34 protein-coding genes and 1 pseudogene are annotated in these 26,074 nt (G+C 42.9%); all 35 read left to right on the forward strand.

Translation table 11 applies throughout. The annotated features are described in order from the left end of the window. The first annotated feature begins 30 nt into the window (after positions 1 to 30). The 35 genes and pseudogenes from rpoB (at position 31) to rpmJ (ending at position 26,061) form a co-directional block, all read left to right on the forward strand. A complete protein-coding gene (gene rpoB / locus JQX68_RS00680; protein WP_009966326.1) occupies positions 31 to 3,612 on the forward strand; it encodes a DNA-directed RNA polymerase subunit beta in 3,582 nt (1,193 codons plus the stop codon). A 61-nt stretch (positions 3,613 to 3,673) separates the two neighbouring features. Further along, a complete protein-coding gene (gene rpoC / locus JQX68_RS00685) occupies positions 3,674 to 7,273 on the forward strand; it encodes a DNA-directed RNA polymerase subunit beta' (RefSeq protein ID WP_004399688.1) in 3,600 nt (1,199 codons plus the stop codon). A 178-nt stretch (positions 7,274 to 7,451) separates the two neighbouring features. Beyond that, positions 7,452 to 7,700 (forward strand): 50S ribosomal protein L7ae-like protein, encoded by a 249-nt coding sequence (locus tag JQX68_RS00690; protein WP_003242012.1) that lies wholly within the window; start codon positions 7,452 to 7,454, stop codon positions 7,698 to 7,700. A gap of 113 nt (positions 7,701 to 7,813) precedes the next feature. After that, positions 7,814 to 8,230 carry a 30S ribosomal protein S12 gene (gene rpsL, locus JQX68_RS00695; protein WP_003225781.1) on the forward strand — a complete coding sequence of 139 codons (417 nt, stop codon included), beginning with the start codon at positions 7,814 to 7,816 and terminating at the stop codon, positions 8,228 to 8,230. Between the two features lie 41 nt (positions 8,231 to 8,271). Further along, positions 8,272 to 8,742 (forward strand): 30S ribosomal protein S7, encoded by a 471-nt coding sequence (gene rpsG / locus JQX68_RS00700; RefSeq protein WP_003225784.1) that lies wholly within the window; start codon positions 8,272 to 8,274, stop codon positions 8,740 to 8,742. Positions 8,743 to 8,794: 52 nt separating this feature from the next. Beyond that, the gene (gene fusA, locus JQX68_RS00705) at positions 8,795 to 10,873 is read left to right on the forward strand and encodes an elongation factor G (protein ID WP_014662529.1); all 2,079 of its coding nucleotides are present in this window, start codon (positions 8,795 to 8,797) and stop codon (positions 10,871 to 10,873) included. Positions 10,874 to 10,992: 119 nt separating this feature from the next. Beyond that, positions 10,993 to 12,183: an elongation factor Tu gene (gene tuf / locus JQX68_RS00710; protein WP_003242008.1), complete on the forward strand. Its 1,191-nt coding sequence runs from the start codon at positions 10,993 to 10,995 to the stop codon at positions 12,181 to 12,183. A 99-nt stretch (positions 12,184 to 12,282) separates the two neighbouring features. Continuing rightward, a complete protein-coding gene (locus JQX68_RS00715) occupies positions 12,283 to 13,239 on the forward strand; it encodes an alpha/beta fold hydrolase (protein WP_147773084.1) in 957 nt (318 codons plus the stop codon). Between the two features lie 236 nt (positions 13,240 to 13,475). Further along, on the forward strand, positions 13,476 to 13,784 hold the full coding sequence (rpsJ, locus tag JQX68_RS00720) for a 30S ribosomal protein S10 (protein WP_003156464.1): 309 nt from the start codon (positions 13,476 to 13,478) through the stop codon (positions 13,782 to 13,784). Positions 13,785 to 13,823: 39 nt separating this feature from the next. Beyond that, positions 13,824 to 14,453, forward strand: a complete 630-nt coding sequence (gene rplC / locus JQX68_RS00725; protein ID WP_014662531.1) for a 50S ribosomal protein L3 — start codon at positions 13,824 to 13,826, stop codon at positions 14,451 to 14,453. Positions 14,454 to 14,480: 27 nt separating this feature from the next. After that, the gene (rplD, locus tag JQX68_RS00730; RefSeq protein WP_003225792.1) at positions 14,481 to 15,104 is read left to right on the forward strand and encodes a 50S ribosomal protein L4; all 624 of its coding nucleotides are present in this window, start codon (positions 14,481 to 14,483) and stop codon (positions 15,102 to 15,104) included. Beyond that, positions 15,104 to 15,391 carry a 50S ribosomal protein L23 gene (gene rplW, locus JQX68_RS00735; RefSeq protein ID WP_003156467.1) on the forward strand — a complete coding sequence of 96 codons (288 nt, stop codon included), beginning with the start codon at positions 15,104 to 15,106 and terminating at the stop codon, positions 15,389 to 15,391. The genes rplD and rplW overlap by 1 nt, the downstream gene beginning before the upstream one ends. 31 nt (positions 15,392 to 15,422) lie before the next feature. Further along, positions 15,423 to 16,256: a 50S ribosomal protein L2 gene (rplB, locus tag JQX68_RS00740; protein WP_003225795.1), complete on the forward strand. Its 834-nt coding sequence runs from the start codon at positions 15,423 to 15,425 to the stop codon at positions 16,254 to 16,256. A gap of 57 nt (positions 16,257 to 16,313) precedes the next feature. Then, on the forward strand, positions 16,314 to 16,592 hold the full coding sequence (rpsS, locus tag JQX68_RS00745; RefSeq protein WP_003156472.1) for a 30S ribosomal protein S19: 279 nt from the start codon (positions 16,314 to 16,316) through the stop codon (positions 16,590 to 16,592). 16 nt (positions 16,593 to 16,608) lie between these two features. After that, on the forward strand, positions 16,609 to 16,950 hold the full coding sequence (gene rplV, locus JQX68_RS00750; protein WP_014662532.1) for a 50S ribosomal protein L22: 342 nt from the start codon (positions 16,609 to 16,611) through the stop codon (positions 16,948 to 16,950). A gap of 3 nt (positions 16,951 to 16,953) precedes the next feature. Then, the gene (rpsC, locus tag JQX68_RS00755; protein ID WP_003242001.1) at positions 16,954 to 17,610 is read left to right on the forward strand and encodes a 30S ribosomal protein S3; all 657 of its coding nucleotides are present in this window, start codon (positions 16,954 to 16,956) and stop codon (positions 17,608 to 17,610) included. A 1-nt stretch (position 17,611) separates the two neighbouring features. Further along, a complete protein-coding gene (rplP, locus tag JQX68_RS00760; protein WP_003225801.1) occupies positions 17,612 to 18,046 on the forward strand; it encodes a 50S ribosomal protein L16 in 435 nt (144 codons plus the stop codon). Next, complete coding sequence (rpmC, locus tag JQX68_RS00765; protein WP_003156482.1) at positions 18,036 to 18,236, forward strand: 50S ribosomal protein L29; 201 nt, start codon at positions 18,036 to 18,038, stop codon at positions 18,234 to 18,236. Before rplP ends, rpmC begins: the two co-directional genes overlap by 11 nt. A 22-nt stretch (positions 18,237 to 18,258) precedes the next feature. Then, positions 18,259 to 18,522, forward strand: coding sequence for a 30S ribosomal protein S17 (gene rpsQ, locus JQX68_RS00770; protein ID WP_003225804.1), 264 nt, complete (start codon positions 18,259 to 18,261; stop codon positions 18,520 to 18,522). A 40-nt stretch (positions 18,523 to 18,562) separates the two neighbouring features. Then, positions 18,563 to 18,931, forward strand: a complete 369-nt coding sequence (gene rplN / locus JQX68_RS00775) for a 50S ribosomal protein L14 (protein WP_003225805.1) — start codon at positions 18,563 to 18,565, stop codon at positions 18,929 to 18,931. 36 nt (positions 18,932 to 18,967) lie between these two features. Further along, positions 18,968 to 19,279 (forward strand): 50S ribosomal protein L24, encoded by a 312-nt coding sequence (rplX, locus tag JQX68_RS00780; RefSeq protein WP_003156486.1) that lies wholly within the window; start codon positions 18,968 to 18,970, stop codon positions 19,277 to 19,279. A 26-nt stretch (positions 19,280 to 19,305) separates the two neighbouring features. Further along, positions 19,306 to 19,845 (forward strand): 50S ribosomal protein L5, encoded by a 540-nt coding sequence (gene rplE, locus JQX68_RS00785; RefSeq protein ID WP_003225809.1) that lies wholly within the window; start codon positions 19,306 to 19,308, stop codon positions 19,843 to 19,845. A 22-nt stretch (positions 19,846 to 19,867) separates the two neighbouring features. Further along, positions 19,868 to 20,053, forward strand: a complete 186-nt coding sequence (gene rpsN, locus JQX68_RS00790) for a 30S ribosomal protein S14 (protein ID WP_003156488.1) — start codon at positions 19,868 to 19,870, stop codon at positions 20,051 to 20,053. A 31-nt stretch (positions 20,054 to 20,084) separates the two neighbouring features. Continuing rightward, positions 20,085 to 20,483, forward strand: a complete 399-nt coding sequence (rpsH, locus tag JQX68_RS00795) for a 30S ribosomal protein S8 (RefSeq protein WP_003241998.1) — start codon at positions 20,085 to 20,087, stop codon at positions 20,481 to 20,483. Between the two features lie 29 nt (positions 20,484 to 20,512). Next, positions 20,513 to 21,052, forward strand: a complete 540-nt coding sequence (rplF, locus tag JQX68_RS00800) for a 50S ribosomal protein L6 (RefSeq protein ID WP_014662533.1) — start codon at positions 20,513 to 20,515, stop codon at positions 21,050 to 21,052. Between the two features lie 32 nt (positions 21,053 to 21,084). Then, the gene (rplR, locus tag JQX68_RS00805) at positions 21,085 to 21,447 is read left to right on the forward strand and encodes a 50S ribosomal protein L18 (RefSeq protein ID WP_003225816.1); all 363 of its coding nucleotides are present in this window, start codon (positions 21,085 to 21,087) and stop codon (positions 21,445 to 21,447) included. 24 nt (positions 21,448 to 21,471) lie between these two features. Then, entirely contained in the window at positions 21,472 to 21,972 is a 501-nt protein-coding gene (gene rpsE, locus JQX68_RS00810; RefSeq protein WP_003328273.1) for a 30S ribosomal protein S5, read from the forward strand. 13 nt (positions 21,973 to 21,985) lie between these two features. Next, the gene (rpmD, locus tag JQX68_RS00815; RefSeq protein WP_003156497.1) at positions 21,986 to 22,165 is read left to right on the forward strand and encodes a 50S ribosomal protein L30; all 180 of its coding nucleotides are present in this window, start codon (positions 21,986 to 21,988) and stop codon (positions 22,163 to 22,165) included. A gap of 30 nt (positions 22,166 to 22,195) precedes the next feature. Beyond that, positions 22,196 to 22,636: a 50S ribosomal protein L15 gene (rplO, locus tag JQX68_RS00820; protein WP_014662534.1), complete on the forward strand. Its 441-nt coding sequence runs from the start codon at positions 22,196 to 22,198 to the stop codon at positions 22,634 to 22,636. Position 22,637: 1 nt separating this feature from the next. Next, positions 22,638 to 23,933 (forward strand): preprotein translocase subunit SecY, encoded by a 1,296-nt coding sequence (secY, locus tag JQX68_RS00825; protein ID WP_014662535.1) that lies wholly within the window; start codon positions 22,638 to 22,640, stop codon positions 23,931 to 23,933. A 54-nt stretch (positions 23,934 to 23,987) separates the two neighbouring features. Beyond that, positions 23,988 to 24,641, forward strand: coding sequence for an adenylate kinase (locus JQX68_RS00830; RefSeq protein WP_040081028.1), 654 nt, complete (start codon positions 23,988 to 23,990; stop codon positions 24,639 to 24,641). Then, on the forward strand, positions 24,638 to 25,384 hold the full coding sequence (gene map, locus JQX68_RS00835; protein WP_003225828.1) for a type I methionyl aminopeptidase: 747 nt from the start codon (positions 24,638 to 24,640) through the stop codon (positions 25,382 to 25,384). Before JQX68_RS00830 ends, map begins: the two co-directional genes overlap by 4 nt. 65 nt (positions 25,385 to 25,449) lie before the next feature. Continuing rightward, a pseudogene (locus JQX68_RS00840) lies at positions 25,450 to 25,718 on the forward strand (ribosome-binding protein ybzG). Continuing rightward, positions 25,696 to 25,914: a translation initiation factor IF-1 gene (gene infA / locus JQX68_RS00845; protein ID WP_003156508.1), complete on the forward strand. Its 219-nt coding sequence runs from the start codon at positions 25,696 to 25,698 to the stop codon at positions 25,912 to 25,914. Before JQX68_RS00840 ends, infA begins: the two are co-directional and overlap by 23 nt. 33 nt (positions 25,915 to 25,947) lie before the next feature. Then, complete coding sequence (gene rpmJ, locus JQX68_RS00850; RefSeq protein WP_003156543.1) at positions 25,948 to 26,061, forward strand: 50S ribosomal protein L36; 114 nt, start codon at positions 25,948 to 25,950, stop codon at positions 26,059 to 26,061. Positions 26,062 to 26,074 lie beyond the last annotated feature (13 nt).

Consider the following 26,074-nt stretch of genomic DNA (forward strand, 5'->3'; position numbering starts at 1 on the left):
ATAATACGCATGATTTGAGGGGTGAATCAGTTGACAGGTCAACTAGTTCAGTATGGACGACACCGCCAGCGCAGAAGCTATGCTCGCATTAGCGAAGTGTTAGAATTACCAAATCTCATTGAAATTCAAACCTCTTCTTATCAGTGGTTTCTTGATGAGGGTCTTAGAGAGATGTTTCAAGACATATCACCAATTGAGGATTTCACTGGTAACCTCTCTCTTGAGTTCATTGATTATAGTTTAGGTGAGCCTAAATATCCTGTAGAGGAATCAAAAGAACGTGATGTGACTTACTCAGCTCCGCTAAGAGTGAAGGTTCGTTTAATTAACAAAGAAACTGGAGAGGTAAAAGACCAAGATGTCTTCATGGGTGATTTCCCTATTATGACAGATACAGGTACTTTTATCATTAACGGTGCGGAACGCGTTATCGTTTCCCAGCTTGTTCGGTCTCCAAGTGTATATTTCAGTGGTAAAGTAGACAAGAACGGTAAAAAAGGTTTTACCGCAACTGTCATTCCAAACCGTGGCGCATGGTTAGAATACGAAACTGATGCGAAAGATGTTGTTTATGTCCGCATTGATCGCACACGTAAGTTGCCGGTTACGGTTCTTTTGCGTGCTCTCGGCTTCGGCTCCGATCAAGAGATTCTTGATCTCATAGGAGAAAACGAATACCTGAGAAATACGCTTGATAAAGATAACACAGAAAACAGCGACAAAGCGCTGCTTGAAATTTACGAGCGTCTCCGTCCTGGAGAGCCGCCTACAGTAGAAAATGCGAAAAGCTTGCTTGATTCTCGTTTCTTTGATCCGAAACGATACGATCTTGCCAATGTAGGACGCTATAAAATTAATAAAAAACTTCATATTAAGAATCGCCTCTTCAATCAGAGACTTGCTGAAACGCTCGTTGATCCTGAAACAGGAGAAATCCTTGCTGAAAAAGGTCAGATTCTTGATAGAAGAACACTTGATAAAGTACTGCCATACTTAGAAAACGGAATCGGTTTCAGAAAGCTGTATCCGAATGGCGGTGTTGTTGAAGATGAAGTGACTCTTCAATCCATTAAAATCTTTGCTCCGACTGATCAAGAAGGAGAACAGGTTATTAATGTAATCGGCAATGCTTACATTGAAGAAGAGATTAAAAACATCACGCCTGCTGATATTATTTCTTCAATCAGCTACTTCTTCAACCTGCTGCACGGAGTAGGCGACACAGATGATATCGATCATCTTGGAAACCGCCGTTTACGTTCTGTAGGCGAGCTTCTCCAGAACCAATTCCGTATCGGTTTAAGCCGTATGGAGCGTGTGGTTCGTGAGAGAATGTCAATTCAAGATACGAATACAATTACGCCTCAGCAGCTGATCAATATTCGTCCTGTTATTGCGTCCATTAAAGAGTTCTTTGGAAGCTCGCAGCTTTCTCAATTCATGGATCAGACGAACCCGCTTGCTGAATTAACGCATAAGCGCCGTCTGTCAGCATTAGGACCGGGCGGATTGACACGTGAGCGTGCCGGAATGGAAGTGCGTGACGTTCACTACTCCCACTATGGCCGTATGTGTCCGATTGAAACGCCTGAGGGCCCGAACATCGGTTTGATCAACTCACTATCATCTTATGCAAAAGTAAACCGTTTTGGCTTTATTGAAACGCCATATCGCCGCGTTGACCCTGAAACAGGGAAGGTAACGGGCAGAATCGATTACTTAACTGCTGATGAAGAGGATAACTATGTTGTCGCTCAAGCGAACGCTCGTCTTGATGACGAAGGCGCCTTTATTGATGACAGCATCGTAGCTCGTTTCCGCGGGGAGAACACCGTTGTTTCCAGAAACCGTGTAGACTACATGGATGTATCGCCTAAGCAGGTTGTATCTGCTGCGACAGCATGTATCCCGTTCTTAGAAAACGATGACTCCAACCGTGCCCTCATGGGAGCGAACATGCAGCGTCAGGCTGTGCCTTTGATGCAGCCGGAAGCGCCATTCGTTGGAACTGGTATGGAATACGTATCAGGAAAAGACTCTGGTGCCGCTGTTATTTGTAAACACCCTGGTATCGTTGAACGCGTAGAAGCGAAAAACGTTTGGGTTCGCCGTTATGAAGAAGTGGACGGTCAAAAAGTAAAAGGAAACCTGGATAAATACAGCCTGCTGAAATTTGTCCGCTCTAACCAAGGTACGTGCTACAACCAGCGTCCGATCGTAAGTGTCGGCGATGAAGTGGTAAAAGGAGAAATCCTTGCTGACGGTCCTTCTATGGAGCTTGGTGAACTTGCACTTGGCCGTAACGTAATGGTTGGCTTCATGACATGGGATGGCTACAACTATGAGGATGCCATCATCATGAGTGAACGCCTTGTAAAGGATGATGTTTATACATCTATCCACATTGAAGAATACGAATCAGAAGCACGTGATACGAAACTTGGACCTGAAGAAATCACTCGCGATATTCCAAACGTCGGTGAAGATGCGCTTCGTAATCTTGATGACCGCGGAATCATCCGTATCGGGGCAGAAGTAAAAGACGGAGATCTTCTTGTTGGTAAAGTAACGCCTAAAGGCGTAACTGAACTGACTGCTGAAGAACGCCTGCTTCACGCCATCTTTGGCGAGAAAGCCCGCGAGGTTCGTGATACTTCTCTTCGTGTGCCTCACGGCGGCGGAGGAATTATCCATGACGTTAAAGTCTTCAACCGTGAAGACGGAGACGAACTTCCTCCAGGTGTGAACCAGTTAGTACGCGTATATATCGTTCAGAAACGTAAGATTTCTGAAGGGGATAAAATGGCCGGTCGTCACGGTAACAAAGGTGTTATCTCTAAGATTCTTCCTGAAGAGGATATGCCTTACCTTCCTGACGGCACACCAATTGATATCATGCTTAACCCGCTGGGCGTACCATCACGTATGAACATCGGGCAGGTATTAGAACTTCATATGGGTATGGCCGCTCGTTACCTCGGCATTCACATTGCATCTCCTGTATTTGACGGAGCGCGAGAAGAGGATGTCTGGGAAACACTTGAAGAAGCCGGCATGTCTCGTGACGCCAAAACTGTGCTTTACGACGGACGTACTGGAGAGCCGTTTGATAACCGTGTATCTGTCGGTATCATGTATATGATCAAACTGGCTCACATGGTTGACGATAAACTTCATGCGCGTTCTACAGGCCCTTACTCACTTGTTACGCAGCAGCCTCTTGGCGGTAAAGCTCAATTTGGCGGACAGCGTTTCGGTGAGATGGAGGTTTGGGCACTTGAAGCTTACGGTGCGGCTTACACTCTTCAAGAAATTCTGACTGTTAAGTCTGATGACGTGGTTGGACGTGTGAAAACATACGAAGCCATCGTTAAAGGCGACAATGTTCCTGAACCAGGTGTTCCGGAATCATTCAAAGTATTAATCAAAGAACTTCAAAGCTTAGGTATGGATGTCAAAATCCTTTCTGGTGATGAAGAAGAAATAGAAATGAGAGATTTAGAAGACGAAGAAGATGCGAAACAAGCTGACGGCCTGGCATTATCAGGTGATGAAGAGCCGGAAGAAACAGCATCTGCAGACGTTGAACGTGATGTAGTAACAAAAGAATAATCTCTAATTATAAAGGCAAGTGACATCGGTTAATCCGAAGATAAAAAGGGAGGTAGGCCCCTTGCTAGATGTGAACAATTTTGAGTATATGAACATCGGTCTTGCTTCACCGGATAAAATCCGTTCATGGTCTTTTGGTGAAGTGAAAAAGCCTGAAACGATAAACTATCGTACGTTAAAACCTGAAAAGGACGGTCTATTCTGCGAACGCATTTTCGGACCGACTAAGGACTGGGAATGTCATTGCGGGAAGTACAAGCGAGTTCGTTATAAAGGCGTAGTTTGTGACCGCTGCGGAGTCGAAGTAACACGGGCTAAAGTCCGTCGTGAGAGAATGGGGCACATTGAACTGGCTGCCCCAGTTTCCCACATTTGGTATTTCAAAGGTATTCCAAGCCGTATGGGTCTTGTGCTGGATATGTCACCTCGTGCTTTAGAAGAAGTGATTTACTTTGCTTCTTACGTTGTAACTGACCCGGCAAATACACCGCTTGAAAAGAAACAGCTTCTGTCTGAGAAAGAATACCGTGCTTATCTTGATAAATACGGTAATAAATTCCAAGCATCTATGGGTGCTGAAGCAATTCATAAACTTCTTCAAGATATCGATCTTGTAAAAGAAGTTGATATGTTAAAAGAAGAGCTGAAAACTTCACAAGGACAACGACGTACTCGTGCGATCAAACGTCTTGAAGTTTTAGAAGCCTTCCGTAACTCAGGAAACAAGCCTTCTTGGATGATCCTTGATGTGCTTCCTGTTATTCCTCCGGAGCTTAGACCGATGGTTCAGCTAGATGGCGGACGTTTTGCGACTTCTGATTTGAACGATCTTTATCGTCGTGTCATCAACCGTAACAATCGTTTGAAACGCCTTCTGGACCTTGGTGCGCCAAGCATCATCGTTCAAAACGAAAAGCGTATGCTTCAAGAGGCTGTCGATGCCTTAATTGACAACGGCCGCCGCGGACGCCCTGTAACAGGTCCTGGTAACAGACCGTTAAAATCTCTTTCTCACATGTTGAAAGGGAAGCAAGGCCGTTTCCGTCAAAACCTTCTTGGTAAACGTGTCGATTACTCCGGACGTTCTGTAATCGTTGTTGGTCCTCATTTGAAAATGTACCAATGCGGATTACCGAAGGAAATGGCGCTTGAACTCTTCAAGCCTTTCGTTATGAAAGAACTTGTTGAAAAGGGTCTTGCTCACAACATTAAGAGTGCGAAACGCAAAATTGAGCGCGTACAGCCTGAAGTTTGGGATGTATTAGAATCAGTTATTAAGGAGCACCCAGTACTGCTGAACCGTGCCCCTACACTTCACAGATTAGGTATTCAGGCGTTTGAACCAACGCTTGTTGAAGGACGCGCAATCCGCCTTCACCCGCTCGTATGTACAGCTTACAACGCTGACTTTGACGGTGACCAAATGGCGGTTCACGTACCATTATCTGCTGAAGCACAAGCTGAAGCACGCATCTTGATGCTTGCTGCTCAAAACATCTTGAACCCTAAAGATGGTAAACCGGTTGTAACACCGTCTCAGGATATGGTACTTGGTAACTATTACCTGACACTTGAGCGTGCCGGTGCTGTCGGTGAAGGTATGGTCTTCAAGAATACAGACGAAGCGCTTCTTGCTTATCAAAACGGATATGTTCACCTTCATACGAGAGTAGCTGTTGCAGCTAACTCCCTTAAGAATGTGACATTTACCGAAGAACAGCGCTCAAAATTGTTAATTACAACTGTCGGTAAGCTTGTCTTCAATGAAATTCTTCCGGAATCATTCCCTTACATGAATGAACCAACGAAGAGCAACATTGAAGAGAAAACACCTGACCGTTTCTTCTTGGAAAAAGGTGCTGACGTTAAAGCTGTCATCGCACAGCAGCCAATCAATGCACCGTTCAAAAAAGGTATTCTGGGTAAAATCATCGCGGAAATCTTTAAACGATTCCATATCACGGAAACGTCTAAAATGCTTGACCGCATGAAAAACCTAGGTTTCAAATATTCAACAAAAGCTGGTATTACAGTTGGGGTTTCTGACATCGTCGTACTCGATGATAAACAAGAAATTCTTGAAGAAGCGCAAAGCAAAGTTGACAACGTTATGAAGCAGTTCCGCCGCGGTCTTATCACTGAAGAAGAACGCTATGAGAGAGTCATCTCTATCTGGAGTGCTGCAAAAGACGTGATCCAAGGCAAACTGATGAAATCACTTGATGAACTCAACCCGATCTACATGATGAGTGACTCTGGTGCCCGTGGTAACGCATCTAACTTTACGCAGCTTGCCGGAATGCGCGGTCTGATGGCCAACCCGGCTGGACGTATCATTGAGTTGCCGATCAAATCAAGTTTCCGTGAAGGTCTGACAGTATTGGAGTACTTTATCTCCACACACGGTGCGCGTAAAGGTCTTGCCGATACCGCTCTTAAAACTGCTGACTCAGGTTACCTTACACGCCGTCTCGTTGACGTTGCGCAGGATGTTATCATCCGTGAAACTGATTGCGGAACTGACCGAGGCATTCTTGCTAAGCCTCTTAAAGAAGGAACTGAAACAATTGAGCGCTTAGAAGAACGCTTAATCGGCCGTTTTGCACGAAAACAAGTGAAGCACCCTGAAACAGGTGAAGTGCTTGTGAATGAAAACGAACTAATCGATGAAGATAAGGCGCTGGAGATTGTCGAAGCTGGCATTGAAGAAGTGTGGATCCGTTCTGCCTTCACATGTAATACGCCTCATGGTGTATGTAAACGATGCTATGGCCGAAATCTTGCAACTGGCTCCGATGTTGAAGTCGGTGAAGCTGTCGGAATCATTGCTGCCCAATCAATCGGTGAGCCTGGTACACAGTTAACAATGCGTACATTCCATACAGGCGGGGTTGCCGGAGACGATATCACACAGGGTCTTCCGCGTATCCAAGAGCTTTTCGAAGCGCGTAATCCGAAAGGTCAGGCAACAATTACAGAAATCGACGGTACAGTCGTTGAGATTAATGAAGTTCGTGATAAGCAGCAGGAAATTGTCGTTCAAGGCGCAGTGGAAACACGTTCTTATACGGCACCTTACAACTCCCGCCTGAAAGTAGCGGAAGGAGATAAAATTACTCGAGGCCAAGTACTGACAGAAGGTTCAATCGATCCGAAAGAACTTCTTAAAGTGACTGACCTGACGACTGTTCAAGAGTATCTTCTCCATGAGGTTCAAAAGGTTTACCGTATGCAGGGTGTTGAAATCGGTGATAAACACGTAGAAGTAATGGTTCGCCAGATGCTTCGTAAAGTACGCGTAATTGATGCCGGCGACACTGATGTGCTTCCAGGTACATTGCTTGACATCCACCAATTTACTGAAGCGAACAAAAAGGTGTTGCTCGAAGGCAATCGACCTGCTACAGGCCGTCCTGTCTTACTCGGTATTACAAAAGCATCTCTTGAAACTGATTCATTCTTATCTGCTGCTTCCTTCCAGGAAACAACGCGTGTCCTTACAGATGCAGCGATCAAAGGTAAGCGTGACGAGCTTCTCGGCTTGAAAGAGAATGTTATCATCGGTAAACTTGTTCCAGCTGGTACAGGAATGATGAAATACCGTAAAGTAAAACCAGTATCAAATGTTCAGCCGACTGACGATATGGTTCCGGTTGAATAACTGATTTCATTCTGCTGAAAGACTGTTTTTGCAGTCTTTCAGCAGATATATTTATTAAAAAGTCACTCTATGAGAAGATAGAAACTAAAAAATGTCATACCTTGTTGACATTCGTCTCCTAGAATGATAATATAACCAAGGTGCTCGAAATAAACCTGTTACTTTGGAGGATATGTTTATGTCTTATGATAAAGTATCACAGGCCAAATCAATTATTATTGGTACGAAGCAAACAGTGAAAGCTCTAAAGCGAGGTTCAGTAAAGGAAGTAGTCGTTGCAAAGGACGCAGATCCGATACTTACGTCAAGTGTTGTTTCACTTGCGGAAGATCAAGGTATCTCTGTCTTAATGGTTGAATCCATGAAAAAGCTCGGCAAAGCCTGCGGAATTGAGGTAGGAGCAGCCGCTGTTGCCATTATTTTATAACGTACTTTTGTTTTTGCGTAAGATTCAATCTTGTGTAAAGACATTGTTTTTTGCCTTTTGATGAACCACCTGGGTATGTGGGTTATAAAACGTAATGAAGGGAGGAAAAAATCATGCCTACAATTAATCAGCTAATTCGCAAAGGACGCGTGAGTAAAGTAGAAAACTCAAAGTCTCCTGCACTTAACAAAGGATACAACAGCTTTAAAAAAGAGCACACTAACGTATCTTCTCCACAAAAACGCGGGGTATGTACTCGTGTTGGTACAATGACACCGAAAAAACCGAACTCAGCACTTCGTAAATATGCTCGTGTTCGTTTGACTAACGGAATCGAGGTTACTGCTTACATTCCTGGTATCGGTCACAACCTGCAAGAGCACAGTGTTGTACTTATCCGCGGTGGACGTGTAAAAGACTTACCAGGGGTACGTTACCACATCGTTCGTGGTGCGCTTGATACTGCTGGAGTTGAAAACCGTGCACAAGGCCGTTCTAAATACGGTACGAAAAAACCTAAAGCAAAATAATAAACGAAAATACGCATAATTGATGAAGGGAGGATATTCAGATGCCACGTAAAGGTCCTGTAGCAAAAAGAGACGTTTTACCTGATCCGATTTACAACTCTAAGCTTGTATCTCGTCTAATCAACAAAATGATGATCGATGGTAAAAAAGGTAAGTCTCAAACAATCCTATACAAGTCATTCGATATCATTAAAGAACGTACTGGCAATGATGCAATGGAGGTTTTCGAACAAGCATTGAAAAACATCATGCCTGTACTTGAAGTAAAAGCACGCCGTGTAGGTGGTGCGAACTACCAAGTTCCTGTAGAAGTTCGTCCTGAACGTCGTACGACTCTTGGACTTCGCTGGTTAGTAAACTACGCTCGTCTTCGTGGAGAAAAAACGATGGAAGAGCGTTTAGCTAACGAAATCCTTGACGCAGCTAACAACACTGGTGCTGCTGTTAAGAAACGTGAAGATACTCATAAGATGGCTGAAGCAAACAAAGCATTTGCTCACTATCGTTGGTAGGATTTATATACTAAAAAACACAATTTCCCAATAAGGAAGGAGAAATTACCCAATGGCAAGAGAGTTCTCCTTAGACAAAACTCGTAATATCGGGATCATGGCTCACATTGATGCCGGTAAAACGACTACTACAGAACGTATCTTGTTCTATACTGGTCGTATCCACAAAATTGGTGAAACTCATGAAGGAGCTTCACAAATGGACTGGATGGAGCAGGAACAAGAACGTGGTATCACAATCACTTCCGCTGCGACAACTGCACAGTGGAAAGGATACCGCGTAAACATCATCGATACTCCAGGACACGTAGACTTCACAGTTGAAGTTGAACGTTCTCTTCGTGTACTTGATGGTGCTGTTGCTGTACTTGATGCGCAATCAGGCGTTGAGCCTCAAACAGAAACTGTTTGGCGTCAGGCAACAACTTACGGAGTACCGCGTATCGTTTTTGTTAACAAAATGGACAAAATCGGTGCAGACTTCCTTTACTCTGTAGGAACTTTAAGAGATCGTCTTCAAGCAAACGCTCATGCAATTCAATTGCCGATCGGTGCTGAAGATAATTTCGAAGGTATCATCGACCTTGTAGAAAACGTTGCGTATTTCTACGAAGATGACCTCGGAACTCGTTCTGATGCAAAAGAAATCCCTGAAGAGTATAAAGAGCAAGCTGAAGAGCTTCGCAACAGCCTTATTGAAGCTGTATGTGAGCTTGATGAAGAGCTTATGGATAAATACCTTGAGGGTGAAGAAATCACAATTGACGAGTTAAAAGCAGGTATCCGTAAAGGTACATTAAATGTTGAATTCTACCCTGTTCTTGTTGGTTCTGCCTTCAAAAACAAAGGTGTTCAACTCGTACTTGATGCTGTTCTTGACTACCTTCCTGCACCAACTGACGTTGCTGCAATCAAAGGTACACGTCCTGATACAAATGAAGAGATTGAGCGTCATTCTTCTGATGAAGAGCCATTCTCTGCATTAGCATTTAAAGTTATGACTGACCCTTACGTTGGTAAGTTGACGTTCTTCCGTGTGTACTCTGGAACACTTGATTCCGGTTCATACGTGAAAAACTCTACTAAAGGCAAACGTGAGCGTGTTGGACGTATTCTTCAAATGCACGCTAACAGCCGTGAAGAAATCTCTACTGTATACGCAGGGGATATCGCAGCTGCTGTAGGTCTAAAAGATACAACTACTGGAGATACTCTATGTGATGAGAAGGATCTTGTTATCCTTGAGTCAATGGAATTCCCAGAACCAGTTATCGACGTTGCTATTGAGCCTAAATCAAAAGCTGACCAAGATAAAATGGGTATCGCTTTAGCGAAACTTGCTGAAGAAGATCCTACATTCCGTACTCAAACAAACCCAGAAACTGGCCAAACGATCATCTCTGGTATGGGTGAACTTCACCTTGATATCATTGTTGACCGTATGAAGCGCGAATTTAAAGTAGAAGCCAATGTTGGTGCTCCTCAAGTTGCGTACCGTGAGACATTCCGTACCGGTGCAAAAGTTGAAGGTAAATTCGTACGTCAGTCTGGTGGACGCGGTCAGTTCGGACACGTTTGGATCGAATTCGAACCAAACGAAGAAGGCGCGGGCTTTGAATTTGAAAATGCGATTGTTGGTGGGGTCGTTCCTCGTGAATACATCCCAGCTGTTCAAGCAGGTCTGGAAGATGCACTTGAAAATGGTGTACTAGCAGGCTTCCCGCTTATCGACATTAAAGCTAAACTTTTCGACGGTTCTTACCATGATGTTGACTCAAACGAAATGGCATTTAAAGTTGCTGCTTCTATGGCATTGAAAAATGCAGTCAGCAAATGTAACCCAGTTCTTCTTGAACCAATCATGAAAGTAGAAGTGGTTATTCCAGAAGAATACATGGGAGATATCATGGGTGATATCACTTCACGTCGCGGACGCGTAGAAGGTATGGAAGCACGCGGTAACGCTCAAGTTGTTCGTGCTATGGTTCCTCTTGCTGAAATGTTCGGTTACGCTACTGCACTTCGTTCTAATACGCAAGGTCGCGGTACGTTCACTATGTTCATGGATCACTACGAAGAAGTGCCGAAGAGCGTTTCTGAAGAAATTATCAAAAAAAATAAAGGCGAATAATTGATTTTGCCGCTTAACTCAAGTATAACTACTATTGTAAGATGAGGAAGTGAAAGCTTTCTTTCACTTCCTATCACTCTATACATTACTAATTAAAAGCTCTTAAGGAGGATTTTAGAATGGCTAAAGAAAAATTCGACCGTTCCAAATCACATGCCAATATTGGTACAATTGGACACGTTGACCATGGTAAAACAACTTTAACTGCTGCTATCACAACAGTACTTCATAAGAAATCTGGTAAAGGTACAGCTATGGCGTACGATCAAATTGATGGTGCTCCAGAAGAACGTGAGCGCGGTATCACAATCTCTACTGCACACGTTGAGTACGAAACTGAAACTCGTCACTATGCACACGTTGACTGCCCAGGACACGCTGACTATGTTAAAAACATGATCACTGGTGCTGCACAAATGGACGGAGCTATCCTTGTAGTATCTGCTGCTGATGGCCCAATGCCACAAACTCGTGAGCACATCCTTCTTTCTAAAAACGTTGGTGTACCATACATCGTTGTATTCTTAAACAAATGCGACATGGTAGACGACGAAGAGCTTCTTGAACTAGTTGAAATGGAAGTTCGCGATCTTCTTAGCGAATACGACTTCCCTGGTGATGATGTACCAGTAATCAAAGGTTCTGCTCTTAAAGCTCTTGAAGGTGACGCTGAGTACGAAGCTAAAATCTTCGAACTTATGGATGCGGTTGATGAGTACATCCCAACTCCAGAACGTGACACTGAAAAACCATTCATGATGCCAGTTGAGGACGTATTCTCAATCACTGGTCGTGGTACAGTAGCGACTGGCCGTGTAGAACGCGGACAAGTTAAAGTCGGTGACGAAGTTGAAATCATCGGTCTACAAGAAGAGAACAAGAAAACAACTGTTACAGGTGTTGAAATGTTCCGTAAGCTTCTTGATTATGCTGAAGCTGGTGACAACATTGGTGCCCTTCTTCGTGGTGTATCTCGTGAAGAAATCCAACGTGGTCAAGTACTTGCTAAACCAGGTACAATCACTCCACACAGCAAATTCAAAGCTGAAGTTTACGTTCTTTCTAAAGAAGAGGGTGGACGTCACACTCCATTCTTCTCTAACTACCGTCCTCAGTTCTACTTCCGTACAACTGACGTAACTGGTATCATCCATCTTCCAGAAGGCGTAGAAATGGTTATGCCTGGAGATAACACTGAAATGAACGTTGAACTTATCTCTACAATCGCTATCGAAGAAGGAACTCGTTTCTCTATTCGTGAAGGCGGACGTACTGTTGGTTCAGGCGTTGTTTCTACAATCACTGAGTAATAGTATGATTTTAAACGAGACCCCCTGCGGGTCTCGTTTTTTGTTTGCTTATCTTTTTCTTGTATAATAGGATCTATCATATTCGAGGGGCTACTATCTATGATTCCTGAAAAGAGATCAATCGCAATCATGAAAGAACTGAGCATTGAAAATACAAAGCAAATGCTGATGATTAATGGAGCTGATATTGAAAATCCATTGCTGCTTTTTTTACATGGCGGGCCGGGTACGCCGCAAATCGGATACATTAGACATTATCAAAAAGAGCTGGAACGGTATTTCACTGTAGTTCATTGGGATCAGAGAGGATCAGGGCTTTCATATTCTAAACGAATTTCGCAACATTCCATGACAATAAATCACTTCATTAAAGATACAATCCACGTCACTCAATGGCTCTTAGCTCACTTTTCAAAAACAAAACTATATCTGGCCGGTCATTCTTGGGGGTCAATGCTGGCGCTTCATGCAGTGCAGCAGCGCCCGGACTTGTTTTACGCTTATTATGGAATCAGTCAGGTTGTCAGCCCTCACGATGAAGAATCAACTGCTTATCGACATATTCGTAAAATTTCTGAAGCAAAGAAAGCCAGCATATTATCTTTGCTCACACGTTTCATTGGGGCTCCGCCTTGGAAGCAGGATATCCAGCTTCTTATCTATCGATTTTGCGTTGAGGTAAGCAGAGGAGGATTCACTCGCCTGCATCGGCATTCTCTTGCTGTTTTATTTCAAATGCTTACTGGTAATGAATATGGTGTGCGAAACATTCATAGCGTCCTCAATGGACTGCGCTTCAGCAAAAAACATTTAACAGATGAGTTGTACAGGTTTAATGCATTTAGATCTGTTCCTTCTATTAAAGTACCGTGTGTTTTCATTTCAGGGAAACATGACTTAATTGTTCCAGCTGAAATATCGAAACAGTATTATCAAGAACTCGTGGCGCCCGAAAAGCGCTGGGTTCAATTTGAGAATTCAGCTCATACCCCGCATATTGAGGAGCCGTCATTATTCGCTAGTACACTAAGTCGTCATGCACGGTACCATTTATGATAGGTCCTTGATAAATAAGAAAAACCCCTGTATAATATAAAAAGTGTGCAAACCATGCATATTTTAAATAAGTCTTGCAACATACGCCTATTTTCTGTATAATGGTGTATGTTGGTCTTTGACTGCGATGAAGTGAGAGGTTGCTGACACACCCGGCCGCTTTGCCATGGCAAGGTGTTCAGGTTTTTCTCACGGAGAACTGTCTAACGTGATGTAGGCGAAAAGGAGGGAAAATAATGGCAAAACAAAAAATTCGTATTCGTTTGAAAGCATATGATCATAGAATCCTTGATCAATCTGCAGAGAAGATTGTTGAAACGGCAAAACGTTCTGGTGCCAGCGTATCTGGTCCGATTCCGTTGCCAACTGAAAAATCAGTTTACACAATCCTTCGTGCGGTGCACAAATACAAAGATTCTCGTGAGCAATTTGAAATGCGTACACATAAACGTTTAATCGACATTGTGAACCCAACACCACAAACTGTTGATGCTCTTATGCGATTAGACTTACCATCTGGTGTCGATATCGAAATTAAACTTTAATTCTAAAATATAGAATGATCTTAATAGGAGGTGTGACGAATGACCAAAGGAATCTTAGGAAGAAAAATTGGTATGACGCAAGTATTCGCTGAGAACGGTGATCTTATTCCGGTAACTGTTATCGAGGCTGCTCCAAACGTTGTTCTTCAAAAGAAAACAGCTGAAAACGACGGTTACGAAGCAATCCAGCTTGGTTTTGACGACAAGCGTGAAAAGCTTTCTAACAAACCTGAAAAAGGGCACGTTGCAAAAGCGGAAACTGCTCCTAAGCGCTTCGTTAAAGAATTACGCGGAGTGGAAATGGATGCGTATGAAGTTGGTCAGGAAGTCAAGGTTGAAATTTTCTCTGCTGGAGAAATCGTAGATGTAACAGGAGTATCTAAAGGTAAAGGTTTCCAAGGTGCGATCAAGCGCCACGGACAATCTCGCGGACCTATGTCTCACGGTTCACGCTACCACCGTCGTCCTGGTTCAATGGGACCTGTAGATCCTAACCGTGTATTCAAAGGTAAATTATTACCTGGACGTATGGGCGGAGAGCAAATCACTGTTCAAAACCTTGAAATCGTAAAAGTTGATGCAGAACGCAATCTTCTTTTGATCAAAGGTAACGTACCTGGTGCGAAGAAAACTTTAATCACTGTTAAAAGTGCTGTTAAATCTAAATAACTCTCTTAGGAAAGGAGGAAATTGATCATGCCAAAAGTAGCATTATACAACCAAAACGGTTCTACTGCTGGTGACATCGAATTAAATGCTTCTGTATTTGGTATCGAACCAAATGAGAGTGTTGTATTCGACGCTATTCTTATGCAAAGAGCTTCCTTACGTCAAGGAACTCACAAAGTAAAAAATCGTTCTGAAGTACGCGGCGGAGGTCGTAAACCATGGCGTCAAAAAGGTACTGGACGTGCCCGTCAAGGTTCAATCCGTTCACCGCAATGGCGCGGAGGTGGTGTCGTATTCGGCCCAACACCACGCAGCTATTCTTATAAATTACCTAAAAAAGTTCGCCGCTTGGCAATCAAATCAGTATTGTCTTCTAAAGTGAACGACAACAACATCATCGTTCTTGAAGATCTTACTCTTGATACGGCTAAAACAAAAGAAATGGCAGCTATCCTTAAAGGATTATCTGTTGAGAAAAAAGCTTTAATCGTAACTGCGGATGCAAACGAAGCAGTAGCTTTATCTGCTCGTAACATTCCTGGAGTTACTGTTGTTGAAGCTAACGGAATCAACGTTTTAGACGTTGTCAACCACGAGAAGCTTCTGATTACAAAAGCAGCGGTTGAAAAAGTAGAGGAGGTGCTTGCATAATGAAAGATCCTCGTGATGTTCTAAAGCGCCCCGTCATTACTGAACGTTCTGCTGATTTAATGACTGAAAAGAAATATACTTTTGAAGTTGATGTAAGAGCTAACAAAACAGAAGTGAAAGACGCGGTTGAAAGCATCTTTGGAGTGAAAGTTGACAAAGTCAACATCATGAACTACAAAGGTAAATCAAAACGTGTTGGACGCTACACTGGTATGACTAGCCGTCGCAGAAAAGCGATCGTAAAACTTACTGCAGACAGCAAAGAAATCGAAATTTTTGAAGCTTAATTATCTGTAAAAAGAAGGAGGGAAATTCAAAATGGCGATTAAAAAGTATAAACCGACCTCTAATGGACGTCGTGGCATGACAACTTCAGATTTTGCTGAAATCACGACTGACAAGCCGGAAAAATCCTTGCTTGCTCCCCTTCACAAAAAAGGCGGACGTAACAACCAAGGTAAATTGACTGTACGTCACCAAGGTGGCGGACATAAACGCCAATACCGTGTTATCGACTTCAAACGCGATAAAGATGGTATACCTGGACGCGTTGCTACAGTTGAATACGATCCAAACCGTTCAGCTAACATCGCTCTAATCAACTATGCAGACGGAGAAAAACGTTACATTCTTGCTCCTAAAGGAATTCAAGTGGGTACTGAAATCATGTCAGGTCCTGAAGCTGACATTAAAGTAGGTAATGCACTTCCACTTATCAACATCCCTGTTGGTACAGTTGTGCATAACATTGAATTAAAACCTGGTAAAGGCGGACAGCTTGTACGTTCAGCTGGTACATCTGCTCAGGTTCTTGGTAAAGAAGGTAAATACGTTCTTGTACGTCTTAACTCTGGTGAAGTTCGCATGATCCTTTCTGCTTGCCGTGCTTCTATCGGTCAAGTAGGTAACGAACAGCACGAACTTATCAACATTGGTAAAGCTGGACGTTCTCGCTGGAAAGGCATCCGTCCTACAGTTCGTGGTTCTGTAATGAACCCTAACGATCACCCACACGGTGGTGGTGAAGGACGTGCGCCAATCGGACGTAAATCACCAATGTCTCCATGGGGTAAACCAACTCTTGGATTCAAGACTCGTAAGAAAAAGAACAAATCCGATAAATTTATCGTACGTCGTCGTAAAAATAAATAACGGGGTTGTCTACGGTTCTTTTCGGACCGTAGTGCAATCACGAAGGGAGGTTCCAAAATGGCTCGCAGCTTAAAAAAAGGACCATTTGTCGATGGACACTTGATGACTAAAATCGAGAAATTAAATGAAACAGACAAGAAACAAGTCGTAAAAACTTGGTCTCGTCGTTCTACTATTTTCCCACAGTTTATTGGTCACACAATCGCAGTCTATGACGGACGTAAACACGTGCCTGTATTCATCTCTGAAGATATGGTAGGGCACAAGTTGGGTGAATTCGCTCCAACTCGTACGTACAAAGGTCATGCTAGTGATGACAAAAAAACAAGACGCTAAGAGAGGAGGCTTTTAAATGCAAGCTAAAGCTGTTGCAAGAACAGTCCGTATTGCTCCTCGTAAAGCACGTCTAGTAATGGACCTGATTCGAGGCAAGCAAGTAGGTGAGGCAGTATCAATCTTGAACCTTACACCAAGAGCTGCTTCTCCAATTATCGAGAAAGTATTAAAATCCGCTATTGCAAATGCTGAGCATAACTATGAAATGGACGTTAACAACCTGGTTATTTCTCAAGCATTCGTTGACGAAGGCCCTACGTTAAAAAGATTCCGCCCACGTGCTATGGGACGTGCGAGCCAAATCAACAAACGTACGAGCCACATTACAATCGTTGTATCAGAAAAGAAGGAGGGATAAGTAGTGGGTCAAAAGGTAAATCCAGTCGGTCTTCGTATCGGAGTCATTCGTGATTGGGAATCTAAGTGGTACGCTGGTAAAGATTACGCTGACTTCCTGCACGAAGATTTAAAAATTCGTGAATACATTAGCAAACGCCTTTCTGACGCTTCTGTTTCTAAAGTAGAAATCGAGCGTGCAGCAAACCGCGTTAACATTACGATCCACACAGCTAAGCCTGGTATGGTTATCGGTAAAGGCGGTTCTGAAGTCGAAGCACTTCGCAAAGCCCTTAACAGCCTTACTGGCAAGCGTGTACACATTAACATTCTTGAAATCAAAAGAGCAGATCTTGATGCACAGCTAGTTGCTGACAACATCGCTCGTCAATTAGAAAACCGTGTTTCTTTCCGCCGTGCGCAGAAACAACAAATCCAACGTACTATGCGTGCTGGAGCACAAGGTGTGAAAACAATGGTTTCTGGTCGTCTTGGCGGTGCAGATATCGCTCGTTCTGAATACTACAGTGAAGGAACTGTTCCATTGCACACATTACGTGCGGACATTGACTATGCAACATCTGAAGCTGACACTACTTACGGTAAGCTTGGTGTGAAAGTCTGGATCTATCGTGGAGAGGTTCTTCCTACTAAGAAGAAAACTGAGGAAGGAGGAAAATAATATGTTATTACCAAAACGCGTTAAATATCGCAGAGAGCATCGCGGAAAAATGCGTGGCCGTGCGAAAGGCGGTACTGAAGTACATTTCGGTGAATTCGGTATCCAAGCTCTTGAAGCTTCTTGGATCACTAACCGTCAAATCGAAGCTGCACGTATTGCGATGACTCGTTACATGAAACGTGGCGGTAAAGTTTGGATCAAAATTTTCCCTTCTAAACCTTACACTGCTAAACCACTTGAGGTACGTATGGGATCCGGTAAAGGGGCTCCAGAAGGTTGGGTAGCTGTTGTAAAACCGGGCAAAGTTTTATTTGAGATTTCTGGTGTGTCTGAAGAGGTTGCTCGTGAAGCGCTTCGTCTTGCATCTCACAAATTGCCAATTAAAACGAAGTTCGTAAAACGTGAAGAAATTGGTGGTGAATCAAATGAAAGCTAATGAAATTCGTGACCTTACCACTGCTGAAATTGAACAAAAAGTAAAGTCTCTTAAAGAAGAACTTTTCAATCTTCGCTTTCAATTAGCGACAGGACAACTTGAAAATACTGCTCGCATTCGTGAAGTGCGCAAAGCTATCGCGCGCATGAAAACTGTGATTCGTGAAAGAGAAATTGCTGCTAATAAATAATCACTGAGGGGAGGTCGTGAGCATGAGCGAACGTAACCAACGCAAGGTTTACCAAGGCCGTGTTGTTTCTGACAAAATGGATAAAACCATCACTGTTGTTGTTGAGACATACAAAAAACATACACTTTACGGTAAACGCGTAAAATACTCAAAAAAATTCAAAGCACATGATGAAAATAATCAAGCTAAAATCGGTGACATCGTTAAGATTATGGAAACTCGTCCATTGTCTGCAACTAAGCGTTTCCGTCTAGTTGAAGTTGTCGAAGAAGCTGTTATTATCTAATAAAGTTCGGAATTCTTTTTCCGAAGGGAGGTAACAAATAATGATTCAACAAGAGACTCGTTTAAAAGTAGCTGACAACTCTGGCGCACGTGAAGTACTTACTATTAAAGTTCTTGGTGGTTCTGGACGTAAAACAGCTAACATTGGTGATGTAATTGTTTGCACGGTTAAACAAGCAACACCAGGAGGCGTTGTCAAAAAAGGTGAAGTCGTAAAAGCTGTTATCGTTCGCACTAAAAGCGGAGCGCGCAGAAGTGATGGTTCATACATCAGCTTCGATGAGAATGCATGTGTTATCATCCGTGACGACAAGAGCCCACGCGGAACTCGTATCTTCGGACCAGTTGCTCGTGAATTGCGTGAAAACAACTTTATGAAAATTGTTTCTCTAGCTCCAGAAGTTATCTAATGAAATAAATGCCTTACTCAAGGAGGTGCGATCAGGATGCATGTAAAAAAAGGCGATAAAGTTATGGTTATCTCTGGTAAAGATAAAGGCAAACAAGGAACAATCCTTGCTGCTTTCCCTAAAAAGGACCGCGTTTTAGTTGAAGGTGTTAACATGGTAAAGAAACACTCTAAACCAACTCAAGCTAACCCTCAAGGCGGTATTTCTAATCAAGAGGCGCCAATTCATGTATCAAACGTTATGCCGCTCGATCCTAAAACAGGTGAAGTGACTCGCGTAGGATACAAAGTGGAAGATGGCAAAAAAGTTCGTGTAGCAAAAAAATCTGGGCAAGTTCTAGATAAATAGTATTAAAAGGAAGGGAGGTCTATCTCATGAACCGCCTTAAAGAAAAGTACAATAAAGAAATTGCACCTGCTTTAATGACTAAGTTCAACTATGATTCAGTCATGCAAGTGCCTAAAATCGAAAAAATCGTAATCAACATGGGTGTTGGTGACGCTGTTCAAAACGCAAAAGCAATCGACAGTGCTGTTGAAGAATTAACGTTTATCGCAGGTCAAAAACCTGTCGTTACTCGTGCGAAGAAATCAATTGCTGGATTCCGTCTTCGTGAGGGAATGCCTATCGGTGCGAAAGTAACTCTTCGCGGAGAGCGCATGTATGATTTCCTTGATAAACTTATTTCTGTATCTTTACCGCGTGTACGTGACTTCCGCGGGGTTTCTAAAAAATCTTTCGACGGTCGCGGTAACTACACACTTGGTATCAAAGAACAGTTAATCTTCCCTGAAATTGACTACGATAAAGTAACAAAGGTTCGAGGAATGGACATCGTTATCGTAACAACTGCTAATACTGACGAAGAAGCTCGTGAGCTATTAACTCAAGTAGGTATGCCGTTCCAGAAATAATCAATGAAAGGGAGGCGAAATCGTGGCTAAAAAGTCTATGATTGCGAAACAACAACGTACACCAAAGTTTAAAGTACAAGAGTACACACGCTGTGAACGCTGCGGACGTCCGCATTCAGTCATTCGTAAATTTAAACTTTGCCGTATTTGTTTCCGTGAGCTTGCATATAAAGGACAAATTCCTGGCGTGAAAAAAGCCAGCTGGTAATCCCCAAGAAAGGGAAGGAGGTAATTATATAATGGTTATGACAGATCCAATTGCAGATATGCTAACTCGTATTCGCAATGCAAACATGGTACGTCATGAGAAGCTTGAAATTCCTGCTTCTAAATTGAAAAGAGAAATTGCTGAAATTTTAAAGCGTGAAGGTTTCATTCGTGACGTTGAGTTCGTAGAAGACAGCAAACAAGGTATCATCCGCGTTTTCTTGAAATACGGACAAAACAACGAGCGCGTTATCACTGGTCTTAAAAGAATCAGCAAGCCTGGTTTGCGTGTTTATGCTAAATCTAATGAAGTACCTCGCGTACTTAACGGTCTTGGAATCGCGATTATTTCTACATCACAAGGTGTTTTAACGGACAAAGAAGCCCGTGCAAAACAAGCTGGTGGAGAAGTTCTAGCATACGTTTGGTAAGAAGTTTATCATGAATGGAGGTGTTTGGTATGTCTCGTGTAGGTAAGAAGCTACTTGAGATTCCTTCTGATGTTACAGTAACGTTAAATGATAACAACACTGTAGCTGTGAAAGGACCAAAAGGAGAATTAACTCGTACGTTTCACCCTGATATGGAGATTAAAGTAGAGGACAATGTGCTTACAGTCGTTCGTCCTTCTGATCAAAAAGAGCACCGTGCCCTGCATGGTACGACTCGCAGTCTGCTTGGCAACATGGTTGAGGGTGTATCTAAAGGATTTGAAAGAGGTTTGGAATTAGTCGGTGTCGGTTACCGTGCTTCTAAATCCGGAAATAAACTTGTTTTAAACGTTGGATACTCTCATCCTGTTGAGATCGTTCCTGAAGAAGGCATCGAAATCGAAGTTCCTTCTCAAACTAAAGTAGTTGTAAAAGGTACAGACAAAGAACGTGTAGGAGCTATTGCTGCTAACATCCGTGCTGTACGTTCTCCAGAGCCTTACAAAGGTAAAGGAATCCGCTACGAAGGTGAAGTTGTTCGCCGTAAAGAAGGTAAATCTGCTAAGTAAGATCGCTTAAAGTGAAGAAAGGAGTGACCTAGATGATTACGAAAACTAGCAAAAATGCTGCTCGTCTTAAAAGACACGCTCGTGTTCGCGCTAAACTTTCCGGTACTGCTGAAAGACCGCGTCTGAACGTTTTCCGTTCTAACAAGCACATTTACGCTCAAATCATCGATGATGTAAATGGTGTAACACTTGCTAGTGCATCTACTCTCGATAAAGACTTGAACGTTGAAAGCACTGGAGATACTTCTGCTGCTACTAAAGTTGGAGAATTAGTTGCAAAACGCGCTGCTGAAAAAGGCATTTCTGACGTAGTATTTGACCGTGGCGGATACTTATACCATGGACGTGTAAAAGCTTTGGCTGATGCCGCTCGTGAAGCTGGACTTAAATTTTAATAAAAGAAGGAGGGACACATGATTATGCGTCGTATTGACCCAAGCAAATTAGAGTTAGAAGAACGCTTAGTTACGGTTAACCGCGTAGCGAAAGTTGTTAAAGGTGGTCGTCGTTTCCGCTTCGCAGCTCTAGTCGTTGTCGGTGACAAAAACGGACACGTAGGATTCGGTACTGGTAAAGCACAAGAAGTACCAGAAGCGATCCGCAAAGCTGTTGAAGATGCGAAAAAGAATTTGATTGAAGTACCAATGGTTGGAACTACAATTCCACACGAAATCATCGGACGTTTCGGTGCAGGTAACATCTTGTTAAAACCTGCTTCTGAAGGTACTGGAGTTATCGCTGGAGGCCCTGTACGTGCGGTACTTGAGCTAGCTGGTGTAGCTGATATCCTTTCTAAGTCTTTAGGTTCTAACACACCGATCAACATGATTCGTGCAACACTTCAAGGTTTAAGTGAACTTAAACGTGCTGAAGACGTTGCGAAGCTTCGTGGAAAATCTGTAGAAGAACTGTTAGGATAAGGAGGGAACATTAATGGCTAAATTAGAAATTACCCTCAAACGAAGTGTAATCGGTCGCCCGGAAGACCAACGCGTTACTGTAAGAACACTTGGTTTAAAGAAAACAAACCAAACTGTTGTTCATGAAGACAACGCTGCGATCCGTGGCATGATTAATAAAGTATCTCATTTAGTTTCTGTTAAAGAACAATAAAAATATTTGATCGGATAAGGAGGTGTCCTAATGAAACTTCATGAATTAAAACCTTCAGAAGGTTCACGCAAAACGCGTAATCGCGTAGGTCGTGGTATTGGTTCTGGTAACGGTAAAACAGCTGGTAAAGGTCACAAAGGTCAAAACGCTCGTTCTGGCGGCGGTGTACGCCCTGGATTCGAGGGGGGACAAATGCCTTTATTCCAACGTCTTCCTAAACGCGGTTTCACTAACATCAACCGCAAGGAATACACTGTAGTCAACCTAGACAAATTGAACGGTTTTGCAGAAGGAACGGAAGTCACTCCTGAACTTCTTCTTGAGACTGGTGTTATTAGCAAACTTAATGCAGGAGTAAAGATTCTTGGCAACGGTAAATTAGAGAAAAAATTAACTGTAAAAGCCAATAAATTCTCTGCTTCTGCGAAAGAAGCTGTTGAAGCTGCTGGCGGTACAGCTGAGGTGATCTAACTTGTTTAAAACAATCTCCAACTTTATGCGTGTGAGTGATATCAGGAATAAAATCATATTCACTTTACTCATGCTTATCGTCTTTCGCATAGGTGCGTTTATTCCTGTGCCTTATGTTAACGCTGAAGTGTTACAGGCACAGTCTCAAATGGGTGTTTTTGATCTCCTTAATACATTTGGCGGCGGTGCGCTTTACCAATTTTCCATTTTTGCAATGGGAATTACTCCTTATATCACGGCTTCGATCATCATTCAGCTGCTTCAGATGGATGTTGTACCGAAGTTTACCGAGTGGTCTAAGCAAGGTGAAGTTGGCCGCCGTAAATTAGCTCAGTTCACAAGGTACTTTACGATTGTGCTTGGGTTCATCCAGGCGTTAGGTATGTCTTATGGATTCAACAATCTGGCAAACGGTATGCTGATCGAAAAATCCGGTGTATCGACATATCTTATTATTGCTTTAGTGCTCACTGGCGGAACTGCCTTTTTAATGTGGCTTGGGGAACAAATTACGTCTCATGGAGTAGGCAACGGAATATCGATCATTATCTTCGCGGGGATTGTGTCTAGTATTCCAAAAACAATTGGGCAAATATATGAGACTCAATTTGTCGGCAGCAACGATCAGTTGTTTATTCATATTGTGACAATCGCACTTCTTGTGATTGCGATTTTAGCAGTTATTGTTGGAGTTATTTTCATTCAGCAAGCCGTACGGAAAATTGCGATTCAATATGCTAAAGGCACAGGTCGTTCACCTGCTGGCGGAGGTCAGTCTACACACCTTCCATTGAAAGTGAATCCTGCAGGGGTTATTCCGGTAATCTTTGCGGTTGCGTTTTTGATAACGCCGCGGACGATCGCGTCATTCTTTGGAACAAACGATGTGACAAAGTGGATTCAAAACAACTTTGATAATACGCATCCGGTGGGTATGGCGATATATGTTGCGTTGATTATTGCCTTTACGTACTTTTATGCTTTTGTGCAGGTAAACCCTGAACAAATGGCTGATAACCTTAAAAAACAGGGTGGCTATATCCCGGGGGTTCGTCCAGGGAAAATGACTCAAGATAGAATTACGAGCATTTTGTATCGACTTACGTTTGTGGGTTCTATATTCTTAGCCGTGATTTCCATTCTTCCTATCTTTTTCATTCAATTCGCTGGATTGCCTCAAAGTGCACAAATTGGCGGAACATCTTTGTTAATTGTTGTCGGGGTAGCCTTGGAGACAATGAAACAACTAGAAAGCCAGTTGGTGAAACGAAACTACCGTGGATTTATGAAAAACTAGAGGAAATGGATTTATCCATTCCCTCTTAATAAAGAGAGGACGGGGGAAATCCGAATGAACTTAGTCTTAATGGGGCTTCCTGGTGCCGGCAAAGGCACACAGGGCGAACGAATTGTTGAGGATTATGGGATTCCTCATATCTCAACAGGAGATATGTTCCGTGCTGCTATGAAAGAAGAAACACCACTCGGACTCGAAGCAAAATCTTATATTGATAAGGGAGAGCTCGTACCTGACGAAGTCACAATCGGAATTGTAAAAGAAAGACTTGGCAAAGATGATTGTGAAAGAGGTTTTCTTCTGGACGGATTTCCGCGAACAGTCGCTCAAGCCGAAGCTCTTGAAGAAATTCTTGAGGAATACGGCAAGCCGATTGATTATGTCATTAACATTGAAGTCGACAAAGACGCTCTTATGGAACGTCTGACTGGACGCAGAATTTGCAGTGTTTGCGGCACAACCTATCATTTAGTCTTTAATCCGCCGAAAACGCCGGGTGTTTGTGATAAAGACGGAGGCGAACTCTATCAACGGGCAGATGATAATGAGGAAACCGTCTCTAAACGGCTTGAGGTAAACATGAAGCAAACTCAGCCTTTACTCGATTTCTATTCAGAGAAAGGTTATCTTGCAAACGTAAATGGCCAACAGGACATTCAAGACGTTTATGCAGATGTGAAGGATCTTCTTGGAGGATTAAAAAAATGATTATCTGTAAAACCCCACGTGAACTTGGTATCATGCGGGAAGCAGGGCGAATCGTGGCTTTAACTCATGAAGAGTTAAAAAAGCACATTAAACCAGGAATCTCGACAAAAGAATTGGATCAAATTGCCGAACGTTTTATTAAGAAGCAGGGTGCAATCCCATCTTTTAAGGGGTATAATGGGTTTCGCGGGAGCATTTGCGTATCAGTTAATGAAGAACTCGTTCACGGCATACCTGGCAGCAGGGTGCTGAAGGACGGTGACATCATCAGTATTGATATCGGTGCTAAATTAAATGGTTATCATGGTGACTCTGCATGGACATATCCGGTAGGAAACATCAGCGATGATGACAAAAAACTTCTGGAAGTGACAGAGGAGTCTTTATATAAAGGCTTGCAGGAAGCAAAACCAGGTGAACGTTTGTCGAATATTTCCCACGCAATACAAACGTATGTCGAAAATGAGCAGTTTTCAGTTGTTAGGGAGTATGTCGGACATGGTGTTGGTCAAGACTTGCATGAGGACCCGCAAATTCCTCATTACGGTCCGCCCAACAAAGGACCACGGCTTAAACCTGGCATGGTTCTCGCTATTGAACCTATGGTGAACGCTGGCAGCCGCTACGTGAAAACATTGGCTGATAACTGGACGGTTGTAACGGTAGATGGGAAAAAGTGTGCTCATTTTGAACATACGATTGCGATTACGGAAACGGGTTTTGATATACTGACGAGAGTCTAGATGATGAAAATAATTCCGAAGACAGATGTTTTTCAAGCTTGATAGGGCAGAAAGCTTGGGTGAACATTGGCAAGACTGAATTCATCTTGCTGCTTGTCGTTGGAATTTTAACCATCATCAATGTACTAACAGCAGACGGAGAAAAGCGTACATTTCATTCTCCTAAGAAAAAGAATATCAATCATTTAACCCTTTATGATTGCGTATCTCCGGAAGTTCAGAACAGTATAAACGAAACAGGGCGTGTGACAAACTTCTTTTGAAATTTGTCAGAAAGCAAGTTACTGATTTGAAGAAGGGAGAACACTTGAATGGCGAAAGACGATGTAATTGAAGTGGAAGGTACTATAGTCGAAACACTGCCAAACGCGATGTTCAAAGTTGAACTTGAAAATGGCCACACTGTTTTGGCTCATGTATCTGGTAAAATCCGCATGCACTTCATTCGCATTTTACCTGGAGACAAAGTTACGGTAGAATTATCTCCATATGACTTAACTCGTGGCAGGATTACGTACCGTTACAAATAAAGCACTCCGGAAACTGAAGGAGGTTGGAAACACATGAAAGTGAGACCATCAGTTAAACCAATCTGCGAAAAATGTAAAGTTATTCGCAGAAAAGGAAAAGTAATGGTGATCTGTGAAAATCCAAAGCATAAACAAAAACAAGGATAATTTATAAGGAGGT

Source organism: Bacillus sp. LJBS06 (assembly GCF_016924995.1).
In the GTDB taxonomy this organism is placed as follows: domain Bacteria; phylum Bacillota; class Bacilli; order Bacillales; family Bacillaceae; genus Bacillus; species Bacillus stercoris.

Bases quoted from the DNA above. Each gene is read 5' to 3' on its own strand.
- JQX68_RS00690 (WP_003242012.1), top strand. From the start codon at position 7,452: ATGTCTTATGATAAAGTATCACAGGCCAAATCAATTATTATTGGTACG.
- rpsL (WP_003225781.1), top strand. From the start codon at position 7,814: ATGCCTACAATTAATCAGCTAATTCGCAAAGGACGCGTGAGTAAAGTA.
- rpsG (WP_003225784.1), top strand. From the start codon at position 8,272: ATGCCACGTAAAGGTCCTGTAGCAAAAAGAGACGTTTTACCTGATCCG.
- fusA (WP_014662529.1), top strand. From the start codon at position 8,795: ATGGCAAGAGAGTTCTCCTTAGACAAAACTCGTAATATCGGGATCATG.
- tuf (WP_003242008.1), top strand. From the start codon at position 10,993: ATGGCTAAAGAAAAATTCGACCGTTCCAAATCACATGCCAATATTGGT.
- JQX68_RS00715 (WP_147773084.1), top strand. From the start codon at position 12,283: ATGATTCCTGAAAAGAGATCAATCGCAATCATGAAAGAACTGAGCATT.
- rpsJ (WP_003156464.1), top strand. From the start codon at position 13,476: ATGGCAAAACAAAAAATTCGTATTCGTTTGAAAGCATATGATCATAGA.
- rplC (WP_014662531.1), top strand. From the start codon at position 13,824: ATGACCAAAGGAATCTTAGGAAGAAAAATTGGTATGACGCAAGTATTC.
- rplD (WP_003225792.1), top strand. From the start codon at position 14,481: ATGCCAAAAGTAGCATTATACAACCAAAACGGTTCTACTGCTGGTGAC.
- rplW (WP_003156467.1), top strand. From the start codon at position 15,104: ATGAAAGATCCTCGTGATGTTCTAAAGCGCCCCGTCATTACTGAACGT.
- rplB (WP_003225795.1), top strand. From the start codon at position 15,423: ATGGCGATTAAAAAGTATAAACCGACCTCTAATGGACGTCGTGGCATG.
- rpsS (WP_003156472.1), top strand. From the start codon at position 16,314: ATGGCTCGCAGCTTAAAAAAAGGACCATTTGTCGATGGACACTTGATG.
- rplV (WP_014662532.1), top strand. From the start codon at position 16,609: ATGCAAGCTAAAGCTGTTGCAAGAACAGTCCGTATTGCTCCTCGTAAA.
- rplP (WP_003225801.1), top strand. From the start codon at position 17,612: ATGTTATTACCAAAACGCGTTAAATATCGCAGAGAGCATCGCGGAAAA.
- rpmC (WP_003156482.1), top strand. From the start codon at position 18,036: ATGAAAGCTAATGAAATTCGTGACCTTACCACTGCTGAAATTGAACAA.
- rpsQ (WP_003225804.1), top strand. From the start codon at position 18,259: ATGAGCGAACGTAACCAACGCAAGGTTTACCAAGGCCGTGTTGTTTCT.
- rplN (WP_003225805.1), top strand. From the start codon at position 18,563: ATGATTCAACAAGAGACTCGTTTAAAAGTAGCTGACAACTCTGGCGCA.
- rplX (WP_003156486.1), top strand. From the start codon at position 18,968: ATGCATGTAAAAAAAGGCGATAAAGTTATGGTTATCTCTGGTAAAGAT.
- rplE (WP_003225809.1), top strand. From the start codon at position 19,306: ATGAACCGCCTTAAAGAAAAGTACAATAAAGAAATTGCACCTGCTTTA.
- rpsH (WP_003241998.1), top strand. From the start codon at position 20,085: ATGGTTATGACAGATCCAATTGCAGATATGCTAACTCGTATTCGCAAT.
- rplF (WP_014662533.1), top strand. From the start codon at position 20,513: ATGTCTCGTGTAGGTAAGAAGCTACTTGAGATTCCTTCTGATGTTACA.
- rplR (WP_003225816.1), top strand. From the start codon at position 21,085: ATGATTACGAAAACTAGCAAAAATGCTGCTCGTCTTAAAAGACACGCT.
- rpsE (WP_003328273.1), top strand. From the start codon at position 21,472: ATGCGTCGTATTGACCCAAGCAAATTAGAGTTAGAAGAACGCTTAGTT.
- rpmD (WP_003156497.1), top strand. From the start codon at position 21,986: ATGGCTAAATTAGAAATTACCCTCAAACGAAGTGTAATCGGTCGCCCG.
- rplO (WP_014662534.1), top strand. From the start codon at position 22,196: ATGAAACTTCATGAATTAAAACCTTCAGAAGGTTCACGCAAAACGCGT.
- JQX68_RS00830 (WP_040081028.1), top strand. From the start codon at position 23,988: ATGAACTTAGTCTTAATGGGGCTTCCTGGTGCCGGCAAAGGCACACAG.
- map (WP_003225828.1), top strand. From the start codon at position 24,638: ATGATTATCTGTAAAACCCCACGTGAACTTGGTATCATGCGGGAAGCA.
- infA (WP_003156508.1), top strand. From the start codon at position 25,696: ATGGCGAAAGACGATGTAATTGAAGTGGAAGGTACTATAGTCGAAACA.
- rpmJ (WP_003156543.1), top strand. From the start codon at position 25,948: ATGAAAGTGAGACCATCAGTTAAACCAATCTGCGAAAAATGTAAAGTT.